At 61.1% G+C, this 24491-nt stretch carries 17 protein-coding genes and 1 other RNA gene; 5 read left to right on the forward strand and 13 right to left on the reverse strand.

The window, feature by feature from the left end:
* Window positions 1-33 precede the first annotated feature (33 nt).
* Both fnr and AC0Z4S_RS20295 read left to right on the forward strand, forming a co-directional pair.
* Window positions 34-768, forward strand: coding sequence for a fumarate/nitrate reduction transcriptional regulator Fnr (gene fnr, locus AC0Z4S_RS20290; protein WP_485624368.1), 735 nt, complete (start codon window positions 34-36; stop codon window positions 766-768).
* 75 nt (window positions 769-843) lie between these two features.
* A complete protein-coding gene (locus AC0Z4S_RS20295) occupies window positions 844-1392 on the forward strand; it encodes an adenine phosphoribosyltransferase (protein WP_007918333.1) in 549 nt (182 codons plus the stop codon).
* A gap of 90 nt (window positions 1393-1482) precedes the next feature.
* Here AC0Z4S_RS20295 and AC0Z4S_RS20300 read toward each other — a convergent pair whose 3' ends face one another.
* The 5 genes from AC0Z4S_RS20300 to dnaX all read right to left on the reverse strand — a co-directional run bounded on the left by AC0Z4S_RS20300 (window position 1483) and on the right by dnaX (window position 7252).
* Window positions 1483-2631 carry an acyl-CoA dehydrogenase family protein gene (locus tag AC0Z4S_RS20300; protein ID WP_485624369.1) on the reverse strand — a complete coding sequence of 383 codons (1149 nt, stop codon included), beginning with the start codon at window positions 2629-2631 and terminating at the stop codon, window positions 1483-1485.
* Between the two features lie 154 nt (window positions 2632-2785).
* The gene (recR, locus tag AC0Z4S_RS20305) at window positions 2786-3388 is read right to left on the reverse strand and encodes a recombination mediator RecR (RefSeq protein ID WP_064363871.1); all 603 of its coding nucleotides are present in this window, start codon (window positions 3386-3388) and stop codon (window positions 2786-2788) included.
* A gap of 66 nt (window positions 3389-3454) precedes the next feature.
* On the reverse strand, window positions 3455-4489 hold the full coding sequence (locus tag AC0Z4S_RS20310) for an NADP-dependent oxidoreductase (protein WP_485624370.1): 1035 nt from the start codon (window positions 4487-4489) through the stop codon (window positions 3455-3457).
* A gap of 273 nt (window positions 4490-4762) precedes the next feature.
* Window positions 4763-5101, reverse strand: a complete 339-nt coding sequence (locus tag AC0Z4S_RS20315) for a YbaB/EbfC family nucleoid-associated protein (RefSeq protein WP_003223337.1) — start codon at window positions 5099-5101, stop codon at window positions 4763-4765.
* Window positions 5102-5167: 66 nt separating this feature from the next.
* Window positions 5168-7252, reverse strand: coding sequence for a DNA polymerase III subunit gamma/tau (gene dnaX, locus AC0Z4S_RS20320; protein ID WP_485624371.1), 2085 nt, complete (start codon window positions 7250-7252; stop codon window positions 5168-5170).
* 145 nt (window positions 7253-7397) lie between these two features.
* Between dnaX and AC0Z4S_RS20325 the strand changes: the two genes are divergently transcribed.
* Window positions 7398-8147 carry a substrate-binding periplasmic protein gene (locus tag AC0Z4S_RS20325; RefSeq protein ID WP_485624372.1) on the forward strand — a complete coding sequence of 250 codons (750 nt, stop codon included), beginning with the start codon at window positions 7398-7400 and terminating at the stop codon, window positions 8145-8147.
* Window positions 8148-8252: 105 nt separating this feature from the next.
* Here the strand turns inward: AC0Z4S_RS20325 and AC0Z4S_RS20330 are convergent, their stop codons facing one another.
* The 8 genes from AC0Z4S_RS20330 to AC0Z4S_RS20365 all read right to left on the reverse strand — a co-directional run bounded on the left by AC0Z4S_RS20330 (window position 8253) and on the right by AC0Z4S_RS20365 (window position 20326).
* Window positions 8253-10220 carry a hypothetical protein gene (locus tag AC0Z4S_RS20330; protein ID WP_485624373.1) on the reverse strand — a complete coding sequence of 656 codons (1968 nt, stop codon included), beginning with the start codon at window positions 10218-10220 and terminating at the stop codon, window positions 8253-8255.
* Between the two features lie 36 nt (window positions 10221-10256).
* Window positions 10257-10745: a hypothetical protein gene (locus AC0Z4S_RS20335; protein ID WP_485624374.1), complete on the reverse strand. Its 489-nt coding sequence runs from the start codon at window positions 10743-10745 to the stop codon at window positions 10257-10259.
* Window positions 10746-10950: 205 nt separating this feature from the next.
* Window positions 10951-11047, reverse strand: an RNA gene (gene ffs, locus AC0Z4S_RS20340) — signal recognition particle sRNA small type.
* A 134-nt stretch (window positions 11048-11181) separates the two neighbouring features.
* Window positions 11182-12345, reverse strand: a complete 1164-nt coding sequence (locus AC0Z4S_RS20345; protein ID WP_485624375.1) for a zinc-binding metallopeptidase family protein — start codon at window positions 12343-12345, stop codon at window positions 11182-11184.
* A gap of 188 nt (window positions 12346-12533) precedes the next feature.
* A complete protein-coding gene (gene ligA / locus AC0Z4S_RS20350) occupies window positions 12534-14891 on the reverse strand; it encodes an NAD-dependent DNA ligase LigA (protein ID WP_485624376.1) in 2358 nt (785 codons plus the stop codon).
* Between the two features lie 161 nt (window positions 14892-15052).
* Complete coding sequence (gene zipA, locus AC0Z4S_RS20355) at window positions 15053-15916, reverse strand: cell division protein ZipA (protein WP_016773851.1); 864 nt, start codon at window positions 15914-15916, stop codon at window positions 15053-15055.
* A gap of 259 nt (window positions 15917-16175) precedes the next feature.
* Entirely contained in the window at window positions 16176-19664 is a 3489-nt protein-coding gene (gene smc / locus AC0Z4S_RS20360; RefSeq protein WP_485624377.1) for a chromosome segregation protein SMC, read from the reverse strand.
* 2 nt (window positions 19665-19666) lie between these two features.
* Complete coding sequence (locus tag AC0Z4S_RS20365; protein ID WP_039763015.1) at window positions 19667-20326, reverse strand: GntR family transcriptional regulator; 660 nt, start codon at window positions 20324-20326, stop codon at window positions 19667-19669.
* 268 nt (window positions 20327-20594) lie between these two features.
* On the opposite strand from AC0Z4S_RS20365, the gene xdhA reads away from it, so the two are divergent.
* Together xdhA and xdhB are read left to right on the forward strand one after the other, a co-directional pair.
* Window positions 20595-22049 (forward strand): xanthine dehydrogenase small subunit, encoded by a 1455-nt coding sequence (gene xdhA / locus AC0Z4S_RS20370; RefSeq protein WP_485624378.1) that lies wholly within the window; start codon window positions 20595-20597, stop codon window positions 22047-22049.
* A complete protein-coding gene (xdhB, locus tag AC0Z4S_RS20375) occupies window positions 22042-24441 on the forward strand; it encodes a xanthine dehydrogenase molybdopterin binding subunit (RefSeq protein WP_485624379.1) in 2400 nt (799 codons plus the stop codon). Before xdhA ends, xdhB begins: the two co-directional genes overlap by 8 nt.
* The last annotated feature ends 50 nt before the right edge of the window (window positions 24442-24491 follow it).

The raw sequence follows: 24491 nt of genomic DNA on the forward strand, positions 1-24491 counted from the left end.
GCTTATGTGTGTTTTCCCACAAGGATTGAAGAAATGTCCGAGCCAGTCAAACTGCGCGCTCACACCCAGGCCCACTGCAAGCATTGCAGCCTGGCCCCGCTCTGCCTGCCACTTTCGCTGAATCTGGAAGACATGGATGCGCTGGACGAAATCGTTAAACGCGGCCGCCCGCTGAAAAAAGGTGAATTCCTCTTTCGCCAGGGCGACACCTTCGATTCCGTTTATGCAGTACGCTCCGGCGCTCTGAAAACCTTCAGCCTGAGCGATGCCGGCGAAGAGCAACTGACTGGCTTCCACCTGCCAAGCGAACTGGTCGGGCTGTCGGGCATGGACACCGAGAAACACCCGGTGTCGGCCCAGGCGCTGGAGACTACTTCGGTCTGCGAAATCCCCTTCGAACGCCTCGACGAACTGGCCCTGCAATTGCCGCAACTGCGCCGCCAGTTGATGCGGGTGATGAGCCGCGAGATCCGCGACGATCAGCAAATGATGTTGCTGCTGTCGAAGAAGACCGCTGACGAGCGCATCGCCACTTTTCTGGTCAACCTGTCGGCACGCTTCCGCGCTCGCGGCTTCTCGGCCAACCAGTTCCGCCTGAGCATGTCGCGCAATGAAATCGGCAATTACCTGGGCCTGGCGGTGGAAACCGTGTCGCGGGTGTTCACGCGCTTTCAGCAGAACGAGCTGATTGCCGCCGAGGGCAAGGAGATCCATATCCTCGACCCAATCCAGCTGTGCGCGCTGGCCGGCGGTTCGATCGAAGGCTGATCACGACCCGCGGTTGAGCGAATCGTTTCAGCCGCGGGTATACTGCGCCGTTTGCAGCCCTGCCAGGACACCCCGATGGTCTTCGACTCCTTCGACATCAAATCCCTGATCCGCCCCGTGATCGACTTCCCCAAGCCGGGCGTGATCTTTCGCGACATCACCCCGTTGTTCCAGTCGCCGACGGCCCTGCGCCTGGTGATGGACAGCTTCGCCCATCGCTACGTCGAAGCCGACTTCACCCACATCGGCGCCATGGATGCCCGTGGCTTTCTGATCGGTTCGGTGTTGGCCTACCAGTTGAACAAGCCGCTGGTGCTGTTCCGCAAGCAAGGCAAATTGCCGGCGGACGTGCTGGCTGAAGGTTACGCAACCGAATACGGCGAAGCGTTTCTGGAAGTGCACGCCGACAGCCTGTGTGAAGGCGATTCGGTGGTGATGTTCGATGACCTGATCGCTACTGGCGGCACGCTGATCGCCGCGGCCAACCTGATTCGCCGCATGGGCGCGCGGGTGCATGAAGCGGCGGCGATCATCGATCTGCCAGAGCTGCAAGGCTCGCAGCGTCTGGAGGACATGGGTATTCCTACCTTCTGCCTGACGCAGTTTGCGTTGACCGATAAATAATCAAGATCAAAAGATCGCAGCCTTCGGCAGCTCCTACACAGGGATCCGCATTTCCCTGTAGGAGCTGCCGAAGGCTGCGATCTTTTGCTTTTAGAGCCCCATCTGCTTGCTGATGATTTCGTTCATCACCTCCCGCGTCCCGCCACCAATCGACAGAATGCGGTTATCCCGATACAGCCGCTCCACCAGGCTTTCACGCATATAACCGAGCCCGCCGAGAATCTGCACGGCTTCGGTGGTGATCCGGTCGGAGGTGTCGGTGGCGAAGTTCTTCGCCATGGAAATCTCCTTGATCACGCTCTGCCCCGCCGCCATTTTCGCCGCTTGCCGATAAGTGAACTCCCGGGACACTTCCAGCGCTGTGGCCATTTCGGCGAGGCGATGTTTGATCACCTGAAATTTGCCGATGGGTTTGCCGAACGCCTCACGTTCGCGCGCCCATTTCAAACTCTCCTCCAGCGCCAATTGCGCCGTCATGTTGGCCATCAGCGCCAGCGCCAGCCGTTCGCTCTGGAAATTGCCCATGATGCAGGCAAAGCCCATGTTCTCTGCGCCGATCAAGTTTCCTACAGGCACGCGGCAATCGTCGAAGAACAATTCAGCGGTGTCCGACGCCCACCAGCCCATTTTCTTCAGTTGCCGACCGACGCTGAAACCTGGGGTGCCCTTCTCGATCAGCAACAGGCTGATGCCGCCGAAGCCCGGCGCACCGGTGCGCACCGCGACGGTGTAGAAATCCGCGCGCACGCCGCTGGTGATAAAGGTTTTGCTGCCAGTGACCCGGTAGCAATCGCCGTCGCGCACGGCACGGGTTTGCAGGTTGGCGACGTCGGAACCGCCACCGGGCTCGGTCACGGCCAAGGCGCTGATCTTCTCGCCGCTGAGCACTTGGGGGACGACCCGCTCTCGTACTTCAGGCCGCGCCCATTTGACGATCGGCGGCAAACCGATATCCAGCGAGCCCAGCCCCGCTACGAAGCCGCCAGAGCCACAGCGCATTAGTTCTTCACTGGCGGCGACCTTGGCGAACAGATCGCCTTCATGGCTGCCACCGAGCGCCTCGGGATAGCCGATGCCGAGAATGCCCGCCGCTCCGGCCTTGAGGTACAGCTCACGGGGAAAGCTTTCGGCTTCTTCCCACTCATCGATGCCCGGCAGGATCTCGCGTTCGACGAAACGTCTGACACTGTCGCGGACCAATTGGTGGCTGGGGTCGAAGTATTCCTGAAAGGCAGGCATGGGCGAGCTCCACGGAAGGGTTCGCCGACGTTAACCGAGCGCTTGCTTGGTATTCAAGATGCAGAAGATCAAAAGATCGCAGCCTTCGGCGGCTCCTACATTGGAATGCGTTCCCTTGTAGGAGCTGCCGAAGGCTGCGATCTTTTGATTTTTATCAGAGGGAAATCGGTTTGCGCCCGGCAAACGAATGCGCCAGCGTGCCGCCGTCGACCAGCTCCAGCTCACCGCCCAGCGGTACGCCGTGGGCAATCCGCGAAGCGATCAGGCCTTTGTTCTGCAACAACTGCGCGATGTAATGGGCGGTGGCCTCGCCTTCGACCGTCGGGTTGGTGGCGAGAATGACTTCGGTAAACGTCCCGGCCTCTTCAATCCGCGCCATCAATTGCGGAATGCCGATCGCTTCCGGTCCCAATCCGTCCAGCGGCGACAAATGCCCCTTGAGAACAAAATAGCGGCCACGGAAGCCGGTCTGTTCCACCGCATAAACGTCCATCGGCCCTTCGACTACACACAGCAGCGTGTCATCGCGGCGCGGGTCGGCGCATTGCGGACACAAGTCGTCCTCGGTCAGCGTGCGGCACTGGCGGCAATGGCCGACGCCTTCCATGGCCTGGCTCAAGGCCTGGGCCAGGCGCGTGCCGCCGCTGCGATCACGTTCGAGCAACTGCAACGCCATGCGCTGAGCGGTTTTCTGACCCACGCCCGGCAAGGTGCGCAGGGCGTCGATCAGTTGGCGAATCAAAGGGCTGAAGCTCATGGGTAAACAGTCCGACTAAACAACGAGACGCGGTTTATACCCGCGCCTCTGGCCAGCGTCAAATCCTCAGTCCTGGGCGACCCGGACCACCAGTTTGCCGAAGTTGCGCCCTTCCAGCAGACCGATAAACGCTTCGGGCGCCTGCTCCAGGCCTTCGACCACGTCCTCGCGGAATTTCACCTTGCCGTCGCGAACCCACGGCACCATGTGGCTGATGAATTCCGGCTGACGATCACCGTAGTCGTCGAAGACGATGAAACCCTGGATACGCACACGTTTGGTCAACAGCGTGCGTTGCAACAGGGGCAGGCGATCCGGTCCAGTGGGTGCCTCGGCAGCGTTGTAGCCGGCGATCAGACCGCACAACGGGATGCGCGCCTTGGGGTTGAGCAATGGCACCACCGCGTCGAAGACATGGCCGCCGACGTTCTCATAATAAATGTCGATGCCGTTGGGGCAGGCCTTGGCCAGTTGCTCGGCAAAGTCATCGGCCTTGTGGTCGATGCAGGCATCGAAACCCAATTCCTCGACCACGTATTTGCATTTCTCGGCACCGCCAGCCACGCCAACTGCACGCAGGCCTTTGATCTTCGCCACTTGCCCGACCACCGAGCCGACGGCGCCGGACGCCGCAGCCACCACCAGGGTTTCGCCTTCTTTCGGCTGACCGATGTCCATCAGCCCCATGTACGCGGTCATGCCCGGCATGCCCAGTACGCCGAGAGCCATCGACGGACTCGGCAGACCGGCGGGAATCGGCATGATGTTGCGGCCGTCGCTGATGCTGTGGCTTTGCCAGCCAGTCGCACCCACCACCAGATCGCCGGTGTGGAATTTCGGATGATTGGATTGCTCGACCCGGCTGACCGCGCCGCCGGTCATGACTTCGCCGATTTGCACTGGCGCAGCGTAGGACGGTGCGTCGCTCATGCGTCCGCGCATGTACGGATCAAGCGACAGGTACAGGGTTTTCAGCAGCACCTGACCGTCCTGCAGATCCGGCAAGGCCTCGCGCTCGAGACGGAAGTTTTCCGGAGTCGGCGCACCAGTCGGGCGCGAGGCGAGGACGAAGCGTTGGTTAAGGGTGAGAGGGTCGGACATGTCGGCGTCTCCTGTGAATGGGGAATTCAGCGAGTATAGGGAGCAGACCGTTAAGGTTTTTGGGCGTTCGATGTTTCGCACTGCACCCCATTCATGCAGGAGCTGCGGAACGCTGCGATCTGTTGATCTTGCTTGTAAAACAACAGAATCAAAAGATCGCAGCCTCGTTTCACTCGACAGCTCCTACAGCGTGCGGTGTTACTGGGCCAGAAACAAAAATGCCAGGCGCGATGCCTGGCATTTTGTGTAGCTCATCTGCCGCGCAGTGGCGAATCAGAACGGCAGCTTCATACCCGCTGGCAGGTTCATGCCGGCGGTCATGCTGCCCATTTTTTCCTGGCTGTTGGCTTCGATCTTGCGCACGGCGTCGTTGACGGCGGCGGCGACTACGGCTTCCAGCATCTCTTTGTCATCTTCGCTCAGGCCTTCGACCAGGCTTGGGTCGATGCTCACGCTTTTAACGTCGTGACGACCGGTCATCACCACGGTGACCATGTCGCCGCCGGCCTTGCCGGTGACTTCGGCGTTGGCCAGTTCTTCCTGCATCTTGGCCATTTTTTCCTGCATCTGCTGCGCCTGCTTCATCAGGCCGGCCATGCCACCTTTCATCATGGGAATCACCTCAAACGTACTTGGATAAAACAGCGCCCGGCCCTCGTGGCCGAGCACCTTCAGTTATTAGCCTTGGGTGACCAAGGCGTCGACAGGTTCAATAGTATCGCTTCGCACCACCGCACCGAACTGCTGAACCATCTGCTGGATGAACGGATCACCATGGATCGATTCCTCCGCCTCGCGCTGGCGATTGGCGCGGCGGCGGGAGGCGGCCTGGGCCGGGGTTTCCTGCTCGGGCTTGATCAGCTCGATGGTCAGCGTCAGCGTGCGCCCGTGGAACTGGTTCAACGCATCGTTGAGACGCCGTTGTTGCGTGGCGTTGAACAGTGCGCTGTGGGCAGGATCAAGGTGCATCAGCCAATGATCGCCATCGACCGCAATCAACGTGCAGTTGGCGGCGATGCTGCCGGTCATGCCGGAAATCGGCAATTTCGGGAACAGCTCCAGCCATTGCAGGGCGAGACCGGTTGCCGGCGCGGCGGCAGGTTCCGGCTCGGGCTCGGGTTCAGGGTCGGCGGCGTGTTCGCTGGCCAGTTCGTCGAGGTAGCTATAGGCCGAATCCATGTCCGGCTCGATGTAGTCCTCGTCCAGCGGCGGTTCGTCGTCGAGGTCGATGCCCGGGGTGGCTGCGTCGACGTCAGCGACGGACGGCTCGGGAATCGGCGCGGCGGCCCACTCCGGCGCATCCGGCACCACACTGTCCGGGGTCGGCAGCGGCATCGGCGGCAATTCCGGCTGCTCGCCAGCGGTTTCCAGCACCGGTTCGACGGCGGGTTGCTGAACGGGCGCAGGTTCGGGCTCGACTTCTACCGGGTCGTTCCACGGCACATCGACCACAGCTTCGACGGCGACGGGCTCAGGCTCCGGTTGCGCTTCGACCACCGGCGCCACAAGTTCTGGCTCGGGAGTCGGCGCCGCTACCGGTGCGGGAGCAGGTGCCGGCGCAACAGCCGCAGCGACCACCGGCGCAGGCTTCGGCGCGGCAGCCACTGAGTTTGCGGAATCAACTGTGGCCTGGCTGATCCCCACTGGCTTTAGCGGTTGCCTCGGCGCGTCCGCGGTATCCGCCGGGCGGAACGCCAGCATCCGCAGCAAGACCATTTCGAAACCGCCACGGGGGTCCGGCGCCAGCGGCAAGTCGCGGCGACCAATCAGACCCATCTGGTAATAGAACTGCACGTCTTCGGCCGGCAACGCCTGGGCCAGGGCCAATACGCGATCACGGTCGCCGTGGCCATTGTCGACGCCTTCCGGCAACGCCTGAGCGATGGCCACACGGTGCAGCACGTTGAGAATTTCCGAGAGCACGCCGTTCCAGTCCGGGCCTTGCTCGGCCAGATGCCGCACGGCTTCGAGCAGCGCCTTGGCATCGCCCTCGATCAGCGAATGCAGCACGTCATAGACCTGACCGTGATCCAGCGTGCCGAGCATGGCCCGCACGTCGGTCGCGAGGACCTTGCCTTCACCGAACGCGATGGCCTGATCGGTCAGGCTCATGGCGTCGCGCATCGAGCCATCGGCGGCGCGGCCGAGCAGCCACAGTGCATCGTCTTCGAACGGGACGTTTTCCGCCGTGAGCACGTGGGTCAAATGCTCGACCACACGCTCGGGCGTCATGTTCTTCAGGGAGAACTGCAGGCAGCGCGAAAGAATAGTTGCCGGAAGTTTCTGCGGATCGGTGGTCGCCAGGATGAACTTGACGTAGGGCGGCGGCTCTTCGAGGGTTTTCAGCAGCGCATTGAAGGAATGGCTGGAAAGCATGTGCACTTCGTCGATCAGATAGACCTTGAAGCGCCCACGACTTGGCGCGTACTGCACGTTATCGAGCAGTTCGCGGGTGTCTTCGACTTTGGTGCGGCTGGCGGCGTCGATTTCGATCAGATCGACAAAACGGCCCTCATCGATCTCGCGGCACACCGAGCATTCGCCGCAGGGGCTGGAGGTGATACCGGTCTCGCAGTTCAGGCACTTGGCAATGATCCGCGCAATGGTGGTCTTGCCGACCCCGCGCGTCCCGGTGAAAAGGTAGGCGTGGTGCAGCCGTTGGCTGTCCAAGGCATTGATCAGAGCCTTGAGCACATGGGTCTGGCCGACCATTTCGCGGAACGAGCGCGGACGCCATTTACGTGCAAGAACCTGATAACTCATCGAAAACCGTCGCAGCGAAGGAAGCAGAAGCGGCTAATGCTAGCGGAGCAAGGGCAAAATTGCATCCGGTGTCCTCGTCTAATATGGCTAAGCTGCATCAGCAGAGGCTTTTATCGGCTCGGGACGGCGAATGACCGGAGCGTTTATGCGGTGGGCCCTGGGGGCATTGCTGGGAATCAGCCTCAACGCGATGGCCGCACAAGCGCCGTTGCGCTTCGCCGTGCCGGATAGCTGGGCGATGCCGATGGTGCAACTTCAAGGCGGCAGACCGACCCAGGGCATCCTGCACGACATCCTGCTCAGTCTGGCGACCCAGGTTGGCGCACCGGCGCAATTCATCGTCCTGCCGCGCGCGCGGGTCCAGAGCGCCATGGAACACGGCGACATCGATGTGCGCTGCTATGCCGCACAGTCGTGGCTGCCGAATCAGTCCGGCGATTACATCTGGAGCGTGCCGCTGTGGTTTCAGCGTGACCTGCTGGTCAGCCGCGAAGATCAATCGGCGCAGATCAATCCCGCCGATCTGCCGCGACAGGCCATCGGCACCGTCCTCGGTTACAGCTACCCGACCCTGCAATCACTGTTCGACGCCGACCGGTTGCAACGCGAAGACGCGCGCAATCAGGAACAGGTGCTGGAAAAGCTCCTCGCCGGACGCTATCGCTACGCGGTAAGCAATCAGTGGACGCTGGACTGGATCAATCAGCGCCTGTTGCCGGAGCAGCAGTTGCGAGGGGTCGCGGTGCTGCAGGAACAGCATATCGGCTGCTATGTCAGGAACGACCCGAAAGTGCCGGTGCAGCGGATTCTGCGGACGTTGCTGCGGATGAAAATGTCCGGCGAGATAGACGACATCATCCGGCTCTACACCGGCAGCTCTTCAACCACACCCTAACCCCTGTGGGAGCGAGCCTGCTCGCGAAAGCGTTGTGTAAGGCCACTCAGATGTTGAACGTGCCGACGCCTTCGCGAGCAGGCTCGCTCCCACAGGGTTGGCCGCTCAATAACCGTGCGATTCGCGGAATTTCGGCTCGCGGCTGTGGTGATAATCGATCCATTCCACCACGTCATAAGGCAGGTACAGCTGCTGCCGGGCGCGGGACACGGCGATGTACACGGCGCAGATGCGCTGATCGAACTCATAGGCGTCCTTGAATTTCTCATTGCTGAGCAAGGCCCGCGTCAACAGCACGCGCCTGAACTCCATGCCGCCGGCCTGCTCGGCCATCATCAACAGACAGGCCTTGCCCGGCTCGATGATCCTCTGGCTCAGTCGGGTCAGGTCGGCAATCCTGAAGCCTTCTTGCAGCTGCGCTTCGATCCACAGAAAGGCTTCATCGAAGCGGTTGGCCTCGCGCACTTGCCGCCAATCGGCCATGTCGCTGAAATACGGGTGCGGCCCTTTCTCGCTGGAGCCGGCATTGTAGAAGTCGCGGCGGAACAGCTCGATAGCGGTGGTCATGAAATGCTTGATGTCGTCCTGCGCTTCCCGGTCGGGAAAACTGAAGGCGCAATTGCAATCGTGCAGGTGGATGGCCCACATCATCGTGTCCCACGGTGACGCGGTCAACACCACGCAACCCTCGGGCGGTACGAAGGCTTGCGGGTAGTACTCGATATCGACGTCAGCATGGCGAGCACCTTCAAACGGCACTTTGCTCTTCTGCGTGTGGCGCGAGATCAGCGGATTGACCAGGCGCTCGACGTTGCGCCCCGAGCGCACCGAATAGCAGATATCGCTCTGGCGCACTTCACGCTTGCGCTTGAGCGGCTCGCCCTTGGCCCGCTGATATTCATCGCCGAGGGTGATCAGCACCTGCTTCCCGCGCTCGATGATCTGCAACAGCGATGCCGGCACATCCTGGCTTTCGTCGATGATCACATGGGTGTAGCGCGGCGGGACGCGGCAACCGGCCAGACTGGCGCGCTTGATCATCAACAACGTCTGAAATCCGCTCTGGCTGGCCCAGGCCGGGTTGGCTTCGAGATAGACCCACAGGCGACTGGAGTACTCCAGCAGCGCTTGCGAGTCTGCGCCGGTCAAAGGCTGCTGGAAATGTGGCAGATGCCTGGCGGACAGCGTGTGATCTCTTGATGCGCAATACAGCTCCAGCACGCGCAGACAGACCTCAAGGGTGCCCTGCCCGTCGTGGTGGCGAAAGCCGAACATATTCAGTTCCTGCGCCAGCGCCTGCTTGCTCGGGATCCGCGCTGGCGTCCTGGCCATATGCAACCGGGGGCCTAGCAACTGGGCCTGGGCAAAGTCGAAAAAGGTCTGGCCAATTTCCGTGTCGTGCACTTGCATGATGTGCTTGCGCAGCGTCGCCAGTTTTGCCGGGGTACGCGCCAACACCAGGGTTCGCTTCGAGCGCAGGCATTCGATCAGCGCGCTGAGCATGTAGCTCTTGCCGATCCCCGCATAACCCTGCACGTGCAGGTCTTCGTCGAGATTGGCGCGAAAGGTCCGCAGCAGCTTGTCCTGCGCGGCGCTTAACCAGTGCTCACGCTCGCGCGGTGTGACCATTTGCTGACTGAACGGGTTGTTCTGTTTCTGATGGCGAATCTTGTAGTCGACATCCCATTGCCCGTCGGGCAACAGGTATTCCTGCGCAGTGACTTCGTCAGCCATGAGAAAACGCAGGTTCAGGCCCTTGAGTGCATTGAGGCCGAAATACAACTTGCGCGAATCGAACAATCGCCGCGCCTCGGAAATCAGTCCCGTCGATCCAGAGCGCCGGGAGGTGACGGACCAGTCAATGAGTCGGGCGAGAATTTTCTCTGCCGCGCTGGCGCTCAAATCCTGTTCCGCTGCCTGGGCGAGGTTCTGGATAACCAGCACCGCCGCCAGTTCCGGGTCAGACAGGTCGGCCAGTGCCGCTTCACCCTCGGGCTGCAACAACGCCATACATGCATCATGGCTGATCGGTAGAAGTACCGGGGTGGCCAAATCAAAATGTTCCGGGTGCATACAACCTCGCCGCCTGGGCTTTGACACAACACCAGATCAGTCCTGGTCATTCTCGTCGCGCAGTTCATGGGTGGGCGGCAAGCATCCCTCATTGCCGGCCTCGGGGTGGATCCGCAGCTCGAAGAAGTAGTCGCCCAGCGTCCCGGACATGCCGCGTCGATCTGCGCAGTCAGTCACCGAGCCCGCATCGATCTGTGCCTGCACTTCGTAGAGCGCCATTTCCAGCAGTTTGCGCAGGTGTTCAGGGCTTTTAGCGGTGGCGTGCAGTTGCACGTGGTACTTGCCGGACTCCGACTCGGTGATGGCTGGCTGCGCCTCCACTTCGACCGGCTGCGCCGTTTCTTCAACCGCGTTGAACACGGTCGAAGCCGCCAGAATCGCGGCATGCTCTTCATCCATCAGGTCGAGCACTCGCGACAGCTCCAGCGTGCGCTCGGGCTGTTCCTGCATCTGCGCTTTGACTTCCAGACGACGTAACTGCCATTCGCGCAGTTTTTCCCGGGTCAGATCGTCAATTTCACCCACTTGCCTTACCTCTCGATGCCAGGCGAGGGAGTATGCCACTGTTCGGTGTCGGCAGCCGCACGGGCAACGAAACGCTGCGCTGCTCATCTGAGCGTTTCTGATAGCGGATCAACGCCAAAAGCCAAATCGCAGGCATAAAAAAACCGCAGTGGGCGAAACCCATGCAGTTCTGTCTGAAACCTTGGCTGGTTCGTTAAGGTGGTGCCCCCACCAGCCACACCCCGGCACACAATGTTCCCGCTGTGGCTGCTGCCTTCCGGCTCTGACCAGGTTCACGGGTAATCGTTGCGGGGGGACCGATGGGGTCACCATAACGACGCTTGCCTGTCGGCGAGCCGCGCCATTGTACCTGTCTGAGATGAAGTTACAACCGTTGGTTGCAGATAAAAAACATGAACGGGTTCAAGGACATAAAGATCGCAGCCTGCGGCAGCTCCTACAGGGCCAGGACTTCGTCTGCGCGACCGCCCGCCTGCTGGATCACCAGATGAATGAAGTGCAGCTTGGCGATTGCCGCTGCTGGCAGTACGAACGGGTAGAAATCCGGCTGGCCCATGCTGCGCGACAGTTCGTTGAGCATGCCGGCCAGTTCGATCCATGCGTTGACGAATGACAGAAACGCGCTCCCGCCGGGATGCTCGGGGTCGTACAGAGTGCTGGTCGGAAACGGCTGGTAGTCGAAATCCATTTCCCGTGCGCTCATGCCGAAGCCCAGCGCGGTGTCCACCGCGTCCATCATGTGCAGGTAATGCGCCCAGGTTTCCGCCCAGTCTTCCCACGGGTGCATGGTTGCGTAGGCGCTGACGTAGTGTTGCGGCCAGTCCAGTGGCGCGCCTTGCTGATAATGCCGGTCCAGCGCCTCGGCGTAACTGGCACGCTCATCGCCGAACAGGTTGCGAAATGCGCCGAGCCAGGGACCGTTGGCGATGAGGCGATCCCAGTAATAGTGGCCGACCTCGTGGCGAAAATGCCCGAGCAGCGTGCGATAGGGCTCGTGCATCTGCGCCCTGATCTGCTCGCGATGGGCATCGTCGGCTTCCTGGATATCGAGGGTGATGAGGCCATTGGCGTGGCCGGTCATCGGCGCATTGCCCTGCAAGTCGACTCCAATGAAGTCGAACGCCAGCCCGGTTTCTTCATCCATGGTTTTCGGGATCACCGGCAGGCCGAGAGTGATCAGTTGCGCGACCAGGCGGCGCTTGGCGATTTCGACCTTGCGCCAGCGCTCAGGGTTCTCCGCAACGGACAGGTCGGGGATTGTGCGGTTGAGGCTGCAAGCGATGCACAAGGTATCGTGATCGTTGGCCGGCAGCAGCCAGTTGCAGGCGGCGGGCATGTCGAGGTTGGCGCAGCGGCGGAACAGGCCGGCGTCGGGATCGACGTCGAGCGTCCAGGTGCCCTCTTCCGGCCCCGGTTGCAGCGAGGTCAGGCGACTTTGTTCGGGTTGATAACCAAGCAAGGCGTTACAGGCCAGGCACTGACTGTTGCGAAAGAACAGCGACTGGCCACAACGGCACGGCCAGACTTTGCTGTTGCGTGAGGATCCGGCCACGAACGGCGCGATGATGCGGGAACTGAGCTGCTCGAAAAAGCGGTGCATGGCGATCTCTCCCTGGGACTGGCCAAGACTAGATCATCCTGACAGCAACATCGTTCCCGCACTTTTCCGGGGTGCAGAGCAAAAGATCGCTGCCTTCGGCAGCTCCTACAGGAGATCAGCAAACATCCACAACTGCGCGGCGAAGCACTTACCGTGCAGGAGCTGCCGCAGGCTGCGATCTTCTGATCTTAAACGGCGACGCCGTGGGTTTTGAGGAAGGCGATAAACGCTTCTTCGTCCATGACCTTCACGCCCAGCTCATTGGCCTTGGTCAGTTTCGATCCGGCACCCGGGCCTGCAACCACGCAATGGGTTTTCGCCGAGACGGAACCGGCGACCTTGGCGCCGAGGCTTTCCAGGTGATCCTTGGCCACATCCCGGCTCATCAGTTCGACCTTGCCCGTCAGCACCCAGGTTTCGCCGGACAATGGCAAACCTTCAACGACTTTCTTCTCGCTCTGCCAATGCATGCCGAAATTGCGCAGTTGTTGCTCAGACTGCTCGGCGAGTTGGCGATTCTCGGGCGAGGCGAAGAACTCGCGCACCGAGTTGGCCTGTTTCTCGGGCAATGCCTGACGCATGTCCAGCCAGTCAGCGTTCATCACCGCCTCGAGTGAACCGAAGCGGTCGGCCAGTTTCTGCGCACCACCGGGGCCGACGAAAGGAATATGCAGCTTGTCGAGCAAGCCGCCTAACGTGGTACTGGCGGCGAACTCCGCACCCAACTCGCCTTGGTCCTGGATCTGCAAACCATGGCCGAGCAATTCGGTAATCACCTGCCGGTTATGCGCATCCTCGAAGAAACTGTGAATCTCGTGCGCCACTTCCAGGCCGACATCCGGCAGGTAGGTCAGCACATGCGGCAAGGCCTGCTGCACGCGCTCCAGTGAACCCAGCGACCGTGCCAGCACCTTGGCTGTTTCTTCGCCGACATCGGGAATGCCGAGGGCGTAGATGAAACGTGCCAGGCTCGGTTGCTTGCTGTCTTCGATGGCTTTGAGAAGCTTGTTGCTCGAGACCTCGGCAAAGCCTTCCAGATCGACGATGTCGTCGAATTTCAGCGCATACAGATCGGCCGGAGAACTGACCAGACCTTCATCGACCAGTTGCTCGACGCTCTTGTCGCCCAGACCTTCGATGTCCATGGCCCGGCGCGAGACGAAGTGGATGATCGCCTGCTTCAGCTGCGCGCCACAGGCCAGTCGGCCGACGCAGCGATACACCGCGCCTTCGCTGAAGGTCTCCTTGCCCTTGCTGCGTTTGACCAGTTGCGTGCGCTCAACGTGGGAGCCGCAGACCGGGCAGCTTTCAGGAATGGCCACCGGGCGCGCGTCATCGGGGCGACGCTCGGTGACCACCTGCACCACTTGCGGAATCACGTCGCCGGCGCGGCGGATGATCACCGTGTCGCCGATCATCAGGCCCAGTCGCGCGACTTCGTCCATGTTGTGCAATGTGGCGTTGGCCACGGTGACGCCAGCGACTTTCACCGGTTTCAGACGCGCCACCGGCGTCACCGCGCCGGTGCGGCCGACCTGGAATTCAACGTCGAGCAGCTCGGTGAGTTCTTCCATCGCCGGGAATTTGTGCGCGATCGCCCAGCGCGGCTCGCGGGCGCGGAAGCCCAGCTCACGCTGATCGGCAATGCTGTTGACCTTGAACACCACACCGTCGATTTCATAAGCCAGCGCATTACGCCGTGCGCCGATGTCGTGGTAGTACGCCAGGCATTCATCGATGCCCTTGGCCAGTTTAAGTTCGTGACTGATCGGCATGCCCCACTTCTGCAACTGCTTGAGGTTGCCGATGTGGGTGTCGGAAATATCGTGGGACACTTGGCCAATGCCGTAGCAACAGAATTCCAGCGGCCGGTTGGCGGTGATCTTCGAATCGAGCTGGCGCAGACTGCCTGCTGCCGCGTTACGCGGGTTGGCGAAGGTCTTGCCGCCGATCTCCAGTTGCGAAGCGTTGAGGCGCTCGAAACCGGCCTTGGACATGAACACTTCGCCGCGTACTTCCAGCGTCGCCGGCCAGCCCTCGCCGTGCAGTTTCAGAGGAATGTTGCGCACGGTGCGCACATTGACGCTGATGTCTTCGCCGGTGGTGCCATCGCCACGGGTAGCACCGCGCACCAGCAAACCGTCCTGATACAAAAGGCTGACCGCCAGGCCATCGAGCTTCGGCTCGCAGCTGTATTCAACCGCCGAGCCGCCACCGAACAGATCGCCCACCGGCACGTCGAGACCTTCGTTGACGCGGCGATCGAACTCGCGCATGTCGGACTCTTCGAAGGCGTTGCCGAGGCTGAGCATCGGGATTTCATGACGCACCTGGGTGAACGCAGTCAGCGCCATGCTGCCGACGCGCTGGGTCGGCGAGTCGCTGGTGATGAGTTCCGGATTGGCCGCTTCCAGCGCCTTGAGCTCGTGGAACAAGCGGTCGTATTCGGCATCCGGAATACTCGGCTCGTCGAGAACGTGGTAGCGATAGTTATGCTGATCCAGCTCAGCGCGCAGCTCTAGAATGCGGGTTTTGGCGGCGGTCATGGGTGTTCTCTCATAAAGCAAAAGAGCAGCCGAGGCTGCTCCAGTTCATTCCATTATCGGCGGCGGGGCCAAAAGATCGCAGCCTCGTTGCACTCGTCAGCTCCTACAGTATCGCGACCCTCTGTAGGAGCTGCCGAAGGCTGCGATCTTTTGATCTGGCCTTAGCGCTTCTGGGTCAATGCGCGGCGTTCGAATTCAACAATGCGCTGACGGTAGTGTTCGATGGTCTGCGCGGTCAGAACACTGCGCTGGTCGTCTTTCAATTCGCCGTTCAGTTCCTGGGACAGCTTGCGTGCTGCCGCCACCATCACGTCGAAGGCCTGCTTCGGATGACGCGGGCCTGGCAGACCGAGGAAGAAGCTCACCGCCGGGGTGCTGAAATGGTCGATGTCGTCCAGATCGAAAATGCCCGGCTTGACCGCGTTGGCCATGGAGAACAGCACTTCGCCGTTGCCGGCCATGCTTTCGTGACGGTGGAAAATGTCCATCTCGCCGAAACGCAGGCCGCTTTCGAGAATGTTCTGCAGCAGCGCAGGGCCTTTGAAGCCGGCCGGGTCGCGGCAGATCACGCTGATCACCAGGACTTCTTCGGCTTGCGGCTGATCCTTTTCCGCCACGGCCGCTGCAGGCTTGCTGTCTTCGGCGAAATCGTCATCACGGCTGCTGAAGCTCGGACCGCCGTCCAGATCGAGGTCGAGGTTCAGGTCGCCCTGCGCCGGACCATTGCTGCCGCGCTTGCCACGTTTCGAACCGGATTCACGCGGCTCGCGGGCTTCGCGGTTGGGCATGCTCACCGACGGCAGATCGTGCTCGTCCAGTTGCGGCTCCTTGTGCGTGTCCAGCACGCGGGCCGGGCCCAACAGCTCGGCGCTGGTGTCCTCGTCCGGCAGATTGGACAGGCTCCGGTCGAGACGGAATTTCAGCTTTCCCTTGCCGCCGCGCATACGGCGCCAGCCATCGAAAAGAATACCGGCTATCACAATGATGCCGATGACGATCAGCCACTCGCGCAGACCGATTTCCATGTAATCCCGTGCCTCTATAAAAAATGCTGAAAAATAAGGGGTTTACACTGCGTAAACCGCTTTAAAACGTGGCGCCAACTCTATGTTCTGACAGGCGTTTTGCCCACGTATACGAAAAATTGACATTAAACTAGCACGACCAAAGACAACTTTACACCGTCTGTCTCATTTGGCTTGCGCGAATATGTCGATTGGCCATCCAGCCGACGTCAGTAAAAAGTCCTACAGACCTGCAAAACTATTCCGACACCACAGCGACTCAGGCATCCACCATCGCCATCGCCTCCTCGACATCCACCGCCACCAGTCGCGAACAACCCGGTTCATGCATGGTCACGCCCATCAACTGCTCGGCCATTTCCATGGCGATCTTGTTGTGGGTGATGTAGATGAACTGCACGGTCTGCGACATCTCTTTGACCAGGCGTGCATAGCGTCCAACGTTAGCGTCATCCAGTGGCGCGTCAACCTCATCGAGCATGCAGAACGGTGCCGGGTTCAACTTGAAGATGGCAAAAACCAGGGCCAGTGCAGTCAGGGCTTTTTCGCCGCCGGAGAGCAAATGGATGGTGCTGTTCTTCTTCCCGGGCGGCTGCGCCATGATCGTCACCCCTGTATCGAGTAGATCTTCGCCCGTCAGTTCCAAATACGCGCGCCCGCCACCGAAAACTTTCGGGAAAAGTGCCTGTAAACCGCCGTTGATCTGATCAAAGGTATCTTTGAAACGGTTACGGGTTTCCTTGTCGATCTTGCGGATGACGTTTTCCAGGGTCTCCAGCGCTTCGACCAGATCGGCGTCCTGCGCATCCAGATAACGTTTACGCTCAGATTGTTGCGTGTATTCATCGATGGCCGCGAGGTTGATCGCACCCAGGCGCTGAATCCGCGCGTTGATCCGTTCGAGTTCTTCTTCGGCTTCGCGTTCACTGGCTTGTGCGGTCAATGTCGCAAGCACGCCGTTGAGATCGTAGCCGTCTTCAAGCAGTTGATCCTGCAAAGCCTTGCGCCGTACGGTCAGGGCTTGCCATTCCATGCGTTGTTGTTCGAGCTGGCCTCGAATCAACTGCGATTGCTGTTCGGCCTGGGTGCGGCGTTTTTCCGCGTCGCGCAATTCACGATCGGCGTCTTCCAGGGCGATCTGCGCAGTCTTGAGTTCTTCATCGACGGTCATGCGCTTGTCGAGCAGTTCTTCGAGTTTCAGACGCAACTCTTCCAGCGGTGCCTCGCCCTCCTCCAGATTCAGACTCAACTGTTCGCGCTTTTCGGTCAGACGCTCGGCCTGCATTTCCAGACGCTCCAGCGCCTGCCGGGTGGAATCGTGCTGGGCACGCAACGAGCCGAGACGCACGGCCAATTGATGGGCGTGATCCTTGTGCTGCCGCGCTTCCTGACGCACGCGGTCGAGGCGTTCGCGCAGGCTGTCGCGCTGGGCCAGCAGCAACTCGCGCTGCTCGGTATCCAGTGCCATGGCGTCCAGCGCTTCCTGCAATTGCATGCGCGCTTCGCCGACCTGTTCGTGCTCAAGCTCACGCTGTTCGGCGAGTTCGACCAGCTCTTCATCGAGCCGGGTGCGGCGCAATGTCAGTTGCTCGGCCTTGGCTTTGCCGGCGGACAACTGCGCTTTCAGTTCGCCTTGCTGGCGCGCTTCGTCCTGCAGCAAACGGCGCAGATGTTCGCGGCCGTTTTCCTGCTGACGCTGTTGCGCACGCAAGGTTTGCAGACGGGTTTCCATGGCCTCGACCGTGGCTTCGCGCTCTTCGCGCTCCAGTTGCAGGTCTTCGATTTCCTGGCCGCGGGCGAGCATGCCGCTTTCCGCTTCGCTGGCGCGACGAACGCGTAAAAAGTGTCGTCCCACCCAATAGCCATCGCGACTGATCAGGCTTTGCCCGGCGCTCAACTGACCGCGCAAGGCCAGCGCCTGTTCAAGGCTGTCGACCGGTTTGACCTGGCCAAGCCACGGCGACAGATCGATCTGCGCCTCGACTTTGTCCAGCAGACTGCCGGCCACCCGCACGCCATCACTGGCCGGGCTGAGCAGGCGCAAATCGCCTTGAGTGAAACCGGACAAATCAAAACCGCTGAAATCGTCGACCAGCACCGCTTGCAGATCGGCGCCGAGCACGGTTTCCACCGCCAGCTCCCAACCGGCCTCGACCTTCAGGCCCTCGGCCAGACGCGGACGCTCGGCAAGATTGTGTTCCTTCAACCATTCAGCAGTGCCGGTGCCCGGATCGAGTGCGGCCTGTTGCAAGGCTTCCAGCGACGCCAAACGACCGTTGAGCCGCTGTAGATCGCCCTGCGCCTGCTGCTGCGCGGTCAACGCCTGCTGTAATTCCTGACGCAGTTGTTCGAGCTTTTCGACCTGCGCTTCTTCGCTGGTCTGCAGATCTTCCAGGGTCGCTTCGGACTCGGCGAGTTGCTCGTTGAGGGCCATGATCGCCGCGTCTTCCGGATCGGCTGAAAGCAACGCGCGCTCTTCGCCGAGGCGTTTCTGCCGATCGGCCAGGCGCTCCATGCTGTTTTCCAGCTGCTGGATCCGCGACTGTTGCACTTCGGCCTGACGGCGCGGTTCGGCAGCGGTCAGGTTGAAAGCGTCCCACTGCTCCTGCCAGCCGTGCATGGTGGTTTCGGCTTCTTCGAGGGCCGCAGCGGCTTCCTCGGCGGCGGCGCTGGTGACTTCCTGCTCGGGGGTGAGCATGTCCAGCTCTTCGCCGAGGGTCAGCAGCAGGGTGCGGTCGTGGCCCAGGTGCGATTCGGTTTCCAGACGCGCGCGTTCGGCTTCCTTCAGATCGTCCTGCAACTGGCGCAGCCGCTGCTGGCCGTGCTGAATGCTCTGCTCGACCCGGGCAATGTCGCCGCCGACCGAATAGAAGCGGCCCTGCACCAGATTGAAGCGTTCGGACAGGTCGTGGTGGCCGTCGCGCAGGCGTTCAATGGCCGCGTCAGCGTTACGCTGTTCAGCGACCAACACTTCGAAGCTGACTTCCTGGTTGCCGATGATCGACTCGCGCTGGCCGACCTGCTCGTTGAGATCCTGCCAGCGCAGGGCCGACAGTTGCGCCTTGAGCTGACGCTCTTCGGATTTGAGTTCCTGGTACTTCTTGGCGGCCTCGGCCTGGCGGTGCAGGCGTTCGAGCTGGCGCTCCAGCTCTTCGCGCAGGTCGGTCAGACGCGCGAGGTTTTCATGGGTGCGGCGGATGCGGTTTTCAGTCTCGCGGCGGCGCTCCTTGTACTTGGAGATGCCCGCTGCTTCTTCGATGAAATTGCGCAGGTCTTCGGGCTTGGATTCGATCAGCTTGGAGATCATCCCCTGTTCGATGATCGAGTAGCTGCGCGGGCCGAGGCCGGTGCCGAGGAAAATGTCGGTGATGTCGCGTCGACGGCATTTGGTGCCGTTGAGGTAATAAGTAGTCTGGCTGTCGCGGGTGACTTTGCGGCGGATGGAAATCTCCGCGTAGGCGGCGTATTCGCCCAGCAGCGTGCCGTCGGAGTTGTCGAACACCAGTTCGATACTGGCCTGGCTCACCGGTTTGCGGCTGGTCGAGCCGTTGAAGATGACGTCGGTCATCGACTCGCCACGGAGGTTCTTCGCCGAACTTTCGCCCATCACCCAGCGCACGGCGTCGATGATGTTCGACTTGCCGCAACCGTTCGGCCCGACGACCGCCGCCATGTTACTGGGGAAGTTCACCGTGGTCGGGTCGACGAAGGACTTGAACCCCGCCAGTTTGATGCACTTTAGCCGCACGCTCAGGCAACCGTCAGCGCAGACACCACCAGATCGCAGCTGCGCTGGGCGTACGCCGTGAGCACGATGCGGATCTGCGGCAAATCACGGGCGAGGACGGCGGCGAGCAGGCGTTCGAACAGTTCGAGGAATTCGCTCATTTCCGCCTTGCGCTGTTCGAGGGCGAGAAAATAAGCGCGGCTCATCGCCGGCTGGAGGTTCTCGACGGTTTCCTGCAGGTACGGATTGTTGGCAAACGGATAGGCGGCGCGCATCACCGCGAAGCTGTCGTCGACGAAGCTGCGGATATCGCCGCGCTCGTAATTGGCGGTCAGGCGCTGCTGGATCTGCACGAACGGCGCCATGTCCGACTGCACTTGCCAGCCATTCGCTACGGAATTGCCGAGCAGGATGTACAGCTCGCTCATCAGCGTGCACAGGCTCTGCACCTTGTGCGGCGTCAGCTCGGTAACATGGGCGCCACGACGCGGCAGGATCGCGATCAGGTGACGGCGCTCGAGGATCAGCAAGGCTTCGCGGACCGAACCGCGACTGACGTTGAGCGCCAGCGTGACCTTCTGTTCCTGGATGCGCTCTCCCGGCTTCATTTCGCCACGAATGATGCGTTCGGCGAGGTGGTGAGCGATTTGCTCGGCGAGGCTGTCCGGCGCCTTGAACGTCATGGTTGTCCTTCAAACTCTATCGATCTGCACAAGCGGCGCAGTGTAGCGCAAATGCACGGTCATGGCGGAGTGCCCACTCAGCGGTTTTTGGCACGAATCCCGCAAAAAAGCGCAGTGACCGATGAAGGTCAATACTGAATAGACACGCTGTTGATCGACGAAATGGATTTTCCTGACCTTTAAGTCAGAAAACCATTGACCGAAAAGTCAGACCTGCTAAATTCGGTTCACGTCGGTTAACAACAATAATGAGTCTGCGAGGCCTTCCGTGATCCAGTTTTTACTTAACCAGGAACTCCGTAGCGAGCATGCCCTGGACCCGAATCTGACCGTGCTCAACTACCTGCGCGAACACGTGGGCAAGCCCGGCACCAAAGAAGGTTGCGCCAGCGGCGACTGCGGCGCCTGCACCGTGGTGGTTGGCGAGTTGCAGACCGATGACACCGGGCGTGAACACATCCGCTATCGCAGCCTCAATTCGTGCCTGACCTTCGTCTCGTCCTTGCACGGCAAACAACTGATCAGCGTCGAAGACCTCAAGCACAAGGGCGAACTGCACAGCGTGCAGAAAGCCATGGTCGAGTGTCACGGTTCGCAGTGCGGCTTCTGCACCCCCGGTTTCGTCATGTCGTTGTTCGCCCTGCAAAAGAACAGCGATGCGCCGGATCAGGCCAAGGCCCACGAAGCGCTGGCCGGCAACCTCTGCCGCTGCACCGGCTACCGGCCGATTCTCGCCGCCGCCGAACAATCCTGCTGCGCCAAGCCTGCGGATCAGTTCGACGCCCGCGAAGCCGAAACCATCGCCCGCCTCAAAGCCATCGCCCCGACCGATATCGGTGAACTCAACAGCGGCGACAAGCGTTGCCTGGTGCCGCTGACCGTCGCCGATCTGGCCGATCTCTATGATGCTTACCCACAAGCCCGGCTGCTCGCTGGCGGCACCGATCTGGCGCTGGAAGTCACCCAGTTCCACCGCACCCTGCCGGTGATGATCTACGTCGGCAACGTCGCGGAAATGAAGCGCATCGAAACCTTCGCCGATCGCATCGAGATCGGCGCCGCCACTGCCCTCTCCGACTGCTATGAAGCGTTGAACGCCGAGTACCCGGACTTCGGCGAATTGCTGCACCGCTTCGCCTCGTTGCAGATCCGCAATCAGGGCACCCTCGGCGGCAACATCGGCAACGCCTCGCCGATCGGTGACTCGCCACCGCTGCTGATCGCCCTCGGCGCGCAGATCGTGCTGTGCAAAGGCGAAACCCGCCGCACGCTGAACCTGGAAGATTACTTCATCGACTATCGCGTCACCGCGCGGCAGGAAAGCGAGTTCATCGAAAAAATCATCGTCCCGCGCGCCAGCGCCGAGCAGTTGTTCCGCGCCTATAAAGTGTCGAAACGTCTGGACGACGATATATCCGCCGTCTGCGCCGCGTTCAATCTGCGCGTGGAAAGCGGCGTGATCGCCGACGCCCGAGTGGCGTTCGGCGGCATGGCGGCGATTCCGAAACGCGCCGCGCATTGCGAAGCCGTGCTGCAAGGCGCGCCCTTCACCAACGCGGTGATCGAGCGTGCCTGCGCCGCGCTGGCCGAAGATTTCACGCCACTCTCGGACTTCCGCGCCAGCAAGGAATATCGCCTGCTCAGCGCGCAGAATCTGCTGCGCAAATACTTCATCGAACTGCAAACACCGCACATCGAGACTCGGGTGACCGCTTATGTCTAACCATCACGCCGTAGAGAAAACTCAGGCTGAGCTGGCCGAACTGTTCGCCCAGGACCTGACCACCGGTGTCGGCCGCAGCGTCAAGCACGACAGCGCCGCCAAGCATGTGTCCGGTGAAGCGCAGTACATCGATGATCGCCTGGAATTCCCCAACCAGTTGCACCTGTATGCACGCCTGTCGGACCGCGCCCACGCGAAAATCCTCAGCATCGACACGCAGCCGTGCTACGCCTTCGAAGGCGTGCGCATTGTCATCACCCACGAAGACGTGCCGGGCCTGAAAGACATCGGCCCGCTGATGCCGGGCGATCCGTTGCTGGCGATCGATGACGTGCAGTTCGTCGGCCAACCGGTGCTAGCGGTCGCGGCGAAAGACCTGGAAACCGCGCGCAAAGCAGCGATGGCAGCAATCATCGAATACGAAGATCTGGAACCAGTGCTCGACGTCGTCGAAGCCCTGCGCAAACGTCACTTCGTGCTCGACAGCCACACCCATCAACGCGGCGACTCGGCCTCGGCGCTGGCCACAGCTGAACACCGCCTCCAGGGCACACTGCACATCGGCGGCCAGGAGCACTTTTATCTGGAGACACAGATCTCCTCGGTGATGCCCACCGAAGACGGCGGCATGATCGTTTATTGCTCGACGCAGAACCCGACCGAAGTGCAGAAACTGGTCGCCGAAGTGCTCGACGTGTCGATGAACAAAATCGTCGTCGACATGCGCCGCATGGGCGGTGGTTTCGGTGGCAAGGAAACCCAGGCCGCCAGCCCGGCGTGCCTGTGCGCGGTGGTGGCGCACCTTACCGGCCAACCGACCAAGATGCGCCTGCCGCGGGTCGAAGACATGCTGATGACCGGCAAGCGCCACCCGTTCTATGTCGAGTACGACGTCGGCTTCGACAGCAGCGGCCGTCTGCACGGGATCAACATGGAGCTGGCCGGCAACTGCGGCTGCTCGCCGGACTTGTCCGCCTCGATCGTTGACCGGGCGATGTTCCACTCGGACAACTCTTACTATCTCGGCGATGCCACCATCAACGGTCACCGTTGCAAGACCAACACCGCGTCGAATACCGCTTATCGCGGTTTCGGTGGCCCGCAGGGCATGGTCGCCATCGAGGAAGTGATGGACGCGATTGCCCGGCACCTGAAGCTCGACCCGCTGGCGGTGCGCAAGGCCAACTATTACGGCAAGACCGAGCGCAACGTCACCCACTACTACCAGACCGTCGAGCACAACATGCTCGAAGAGATGACCGCCGAACTGGAAGAAAGCAGCCAGTACGCCGAGCGCCGCGAAGCGATCCGTCGCTACAACGCCAACAGCCCGATCCTGAAAAAAGGCCTGGCGCTGACCCCGGTGAAATTCGGTATTTCTTTCACTGCCAGTTTCCTCAATCAGGCCGGCGCGCTGATCCACATTTACACCGACGGCAGCATCCACCTGAACCACGGCGGCACGGAAATGGGCCAGGGCCTGAATACCAAAGTTGCCCAGGTCGTGGCCGAAGTGTTCCAGGTCGAAATCGATCGCGTGCAGATCACCGCGACCAACACCGACAAGGTGCCGAACACCTCGCCGACCGCTGCCTCCAGCGGCGCCGACCTGAACGGCAAAGCCGCGCAGAACGCAGCGCAGACCATCAAGCAACGCTTGGTCGAATTCGCTGCGCGACACTACAAGGTCAGCGAAGAAGACGTTGAATTCCGCAACGGCCACGTGCGTGTGCGCGAACAGATCCTGACCTTCGAGGCGCTGGTCCAACAGGCGTATTTCAACCAGGTCTCGCTGTCGAGCACCGGGTTCTACAAGACCCCGAAAATCTACTACGACCGCAGTCAGGCGCGGGGCCGTCCGTTCTATTACTTCGCCTTCGGCGCGGCCTGCTGCGAAGTGATCGTCGACACCCTGACCGGCGAATACAAGATGCTGCGCACCGACATCCTGCATGACGTCGGTGCCTCGCTGAACCCCTCCATCGACATCGGCCAGGTCGAGGGTGGCTTCATTCAGGGCATGGGCTGGCTGACCATGGAAGAACTGGTCTGGAACAACAAAGGCAAGCTGATGACCAACGGCCCGGCCAGCTACAAGATCCCGGCGGTGGCGGACATGCCGCTGGATCTGCGGGTGAAGCTGGTGGAAAACCGCAAGAACCCGGAAGACACGGTGTTCCATTCCAAGGCTGTCGGTGAACCGCCGTTCATGCTCGGCATCGCCGCGTGGTGCGCGATCAAGGATGCCGTGGCGAGCCTCGGTGATTATCAGCACCAACCAAAAATCGACGCCCCGGCCACGCCGGAGCGGGTGTTGTGGGGGTGTGAGCAGATGCGTCAGTTGAAGGCTGTGAAAGCTGTAGAAGCTGAAACCGAGCTGGCTCCGCTCTAGGACCGAGGCGCGGCTTTCGCGAGCAAGCTCGCTCCCACAGGGATATGCAT

The organism is Pseudomonas sp. 1L-B-1-E-C1 (genome assembly GCF_057291835.1).

What these genes read in the sequence shown, in the direction of transcription:
- fnr (WP_485624368.1), top strand. Translation starts at nt 34, where the DNA reads ATGTCCGAGCCAGTCAAACTGCGCGCTCACACCCAGGCCCACTGCAAG.
- AC0Z4S_RS20295 (WP_007918333.1), top strand. Translation starts at nt 844, where the DNA reads ATGGTCTTCGACTCCTTCGACATCAAATCCCTGATCCGCCCCGTGATC.
- AC0Z4S_RS20300 (WP_485624369.1), bottom strand. Translation starts at nt 2,631, where the DNA reads ATGCCTGCCTTTCAGGAATACTTCGACCCCAGCCACCAATTGGTCCGC.
- recR (WP_064363871.1), bottom strand. Translation starts at nt 3,388, where the DNA reads ATGAGCTTCAGCCCTTTGATTCGCCAACTGATCGACGCCCTGCGCACC.
- AC0Z4S_RS20310 (WP_485624370.1), bottom strand. Translation starts at nt 4,489, where the DNA reads ATGTCCGACCCTCTCACCCTTAACCAACGCTTCGTCCTCGCCTCGCGC.
- AC0Z4S_RS20315 (WP_003223337.1), bottom strand. Translation starts at nt 5,101, where the DNA reads ATGATGAAAGGTGGCATGGCCGGCCTGATGAAGCAGGCGCAGCAGATG.
- dnaX (WP_485624371.1), bottom strand. Translation starts at nt 7,252, where the DNA reads ATGAGTTATCAGGTTCTTGCACGTAAATGGCGTCCGCGCTCGTTCCGC.
- AC0Z4S_RS20325 (WP_485624372.1), top strand. Translation starts at nt 7,398, where the DNA reads ATGCGGTGGGCCCTGGGGGCATTGCTGGGAATCAGCCTCAACGCGATG.
- AC0Z4S_RS20330 (WP_485624373.1), bottom strand. Translation starts at nt 10,220, where the DNA reads ATGCACCCGGAACATTTTGATTTGGCCACCCCGGTACTTCTACCGATC.
- AC0Z4S_RS20345 (WP_485624375.1), bottom strand. Translation starts at nt 12,345, where the DNA reads ATGCACCGCTTTTTCGAGCAGCTCAGTTCCCGCATCATCGCGCCGTTC.
- ligA (WP_485624376.1), bottom strand. Translation starts at nt 14,891, where the DNA reads ATGACCGCCGCCAAAACCCGCATTCTAGAGCTGCGCGCTGAGCTGGAT.
- zipA (WP_016773851.1), bottom strand. Translation starts at nt 15,916, where the DNA reads ATGGAAATCGGTCTGCGCGAGTGGCTGATCGTCATCGGCATCATTGTG.
- AC0Z4S_RS20365 (WP_039763015.1), bottom strand. Translation starts at nt 20,326, where the DNA reads ATGACGTTCAAGGCGCCGGACAGCCTCGCCGAGCAAATCGCTCACCAC.
- xdhB (WP_485624379.1), top strand. Translation starts at nt 22,042, where the DNA reads ATGTCTAACCATCACGCCGTAGAGAAAACTCAGGCTGAGCTGGCCGAA.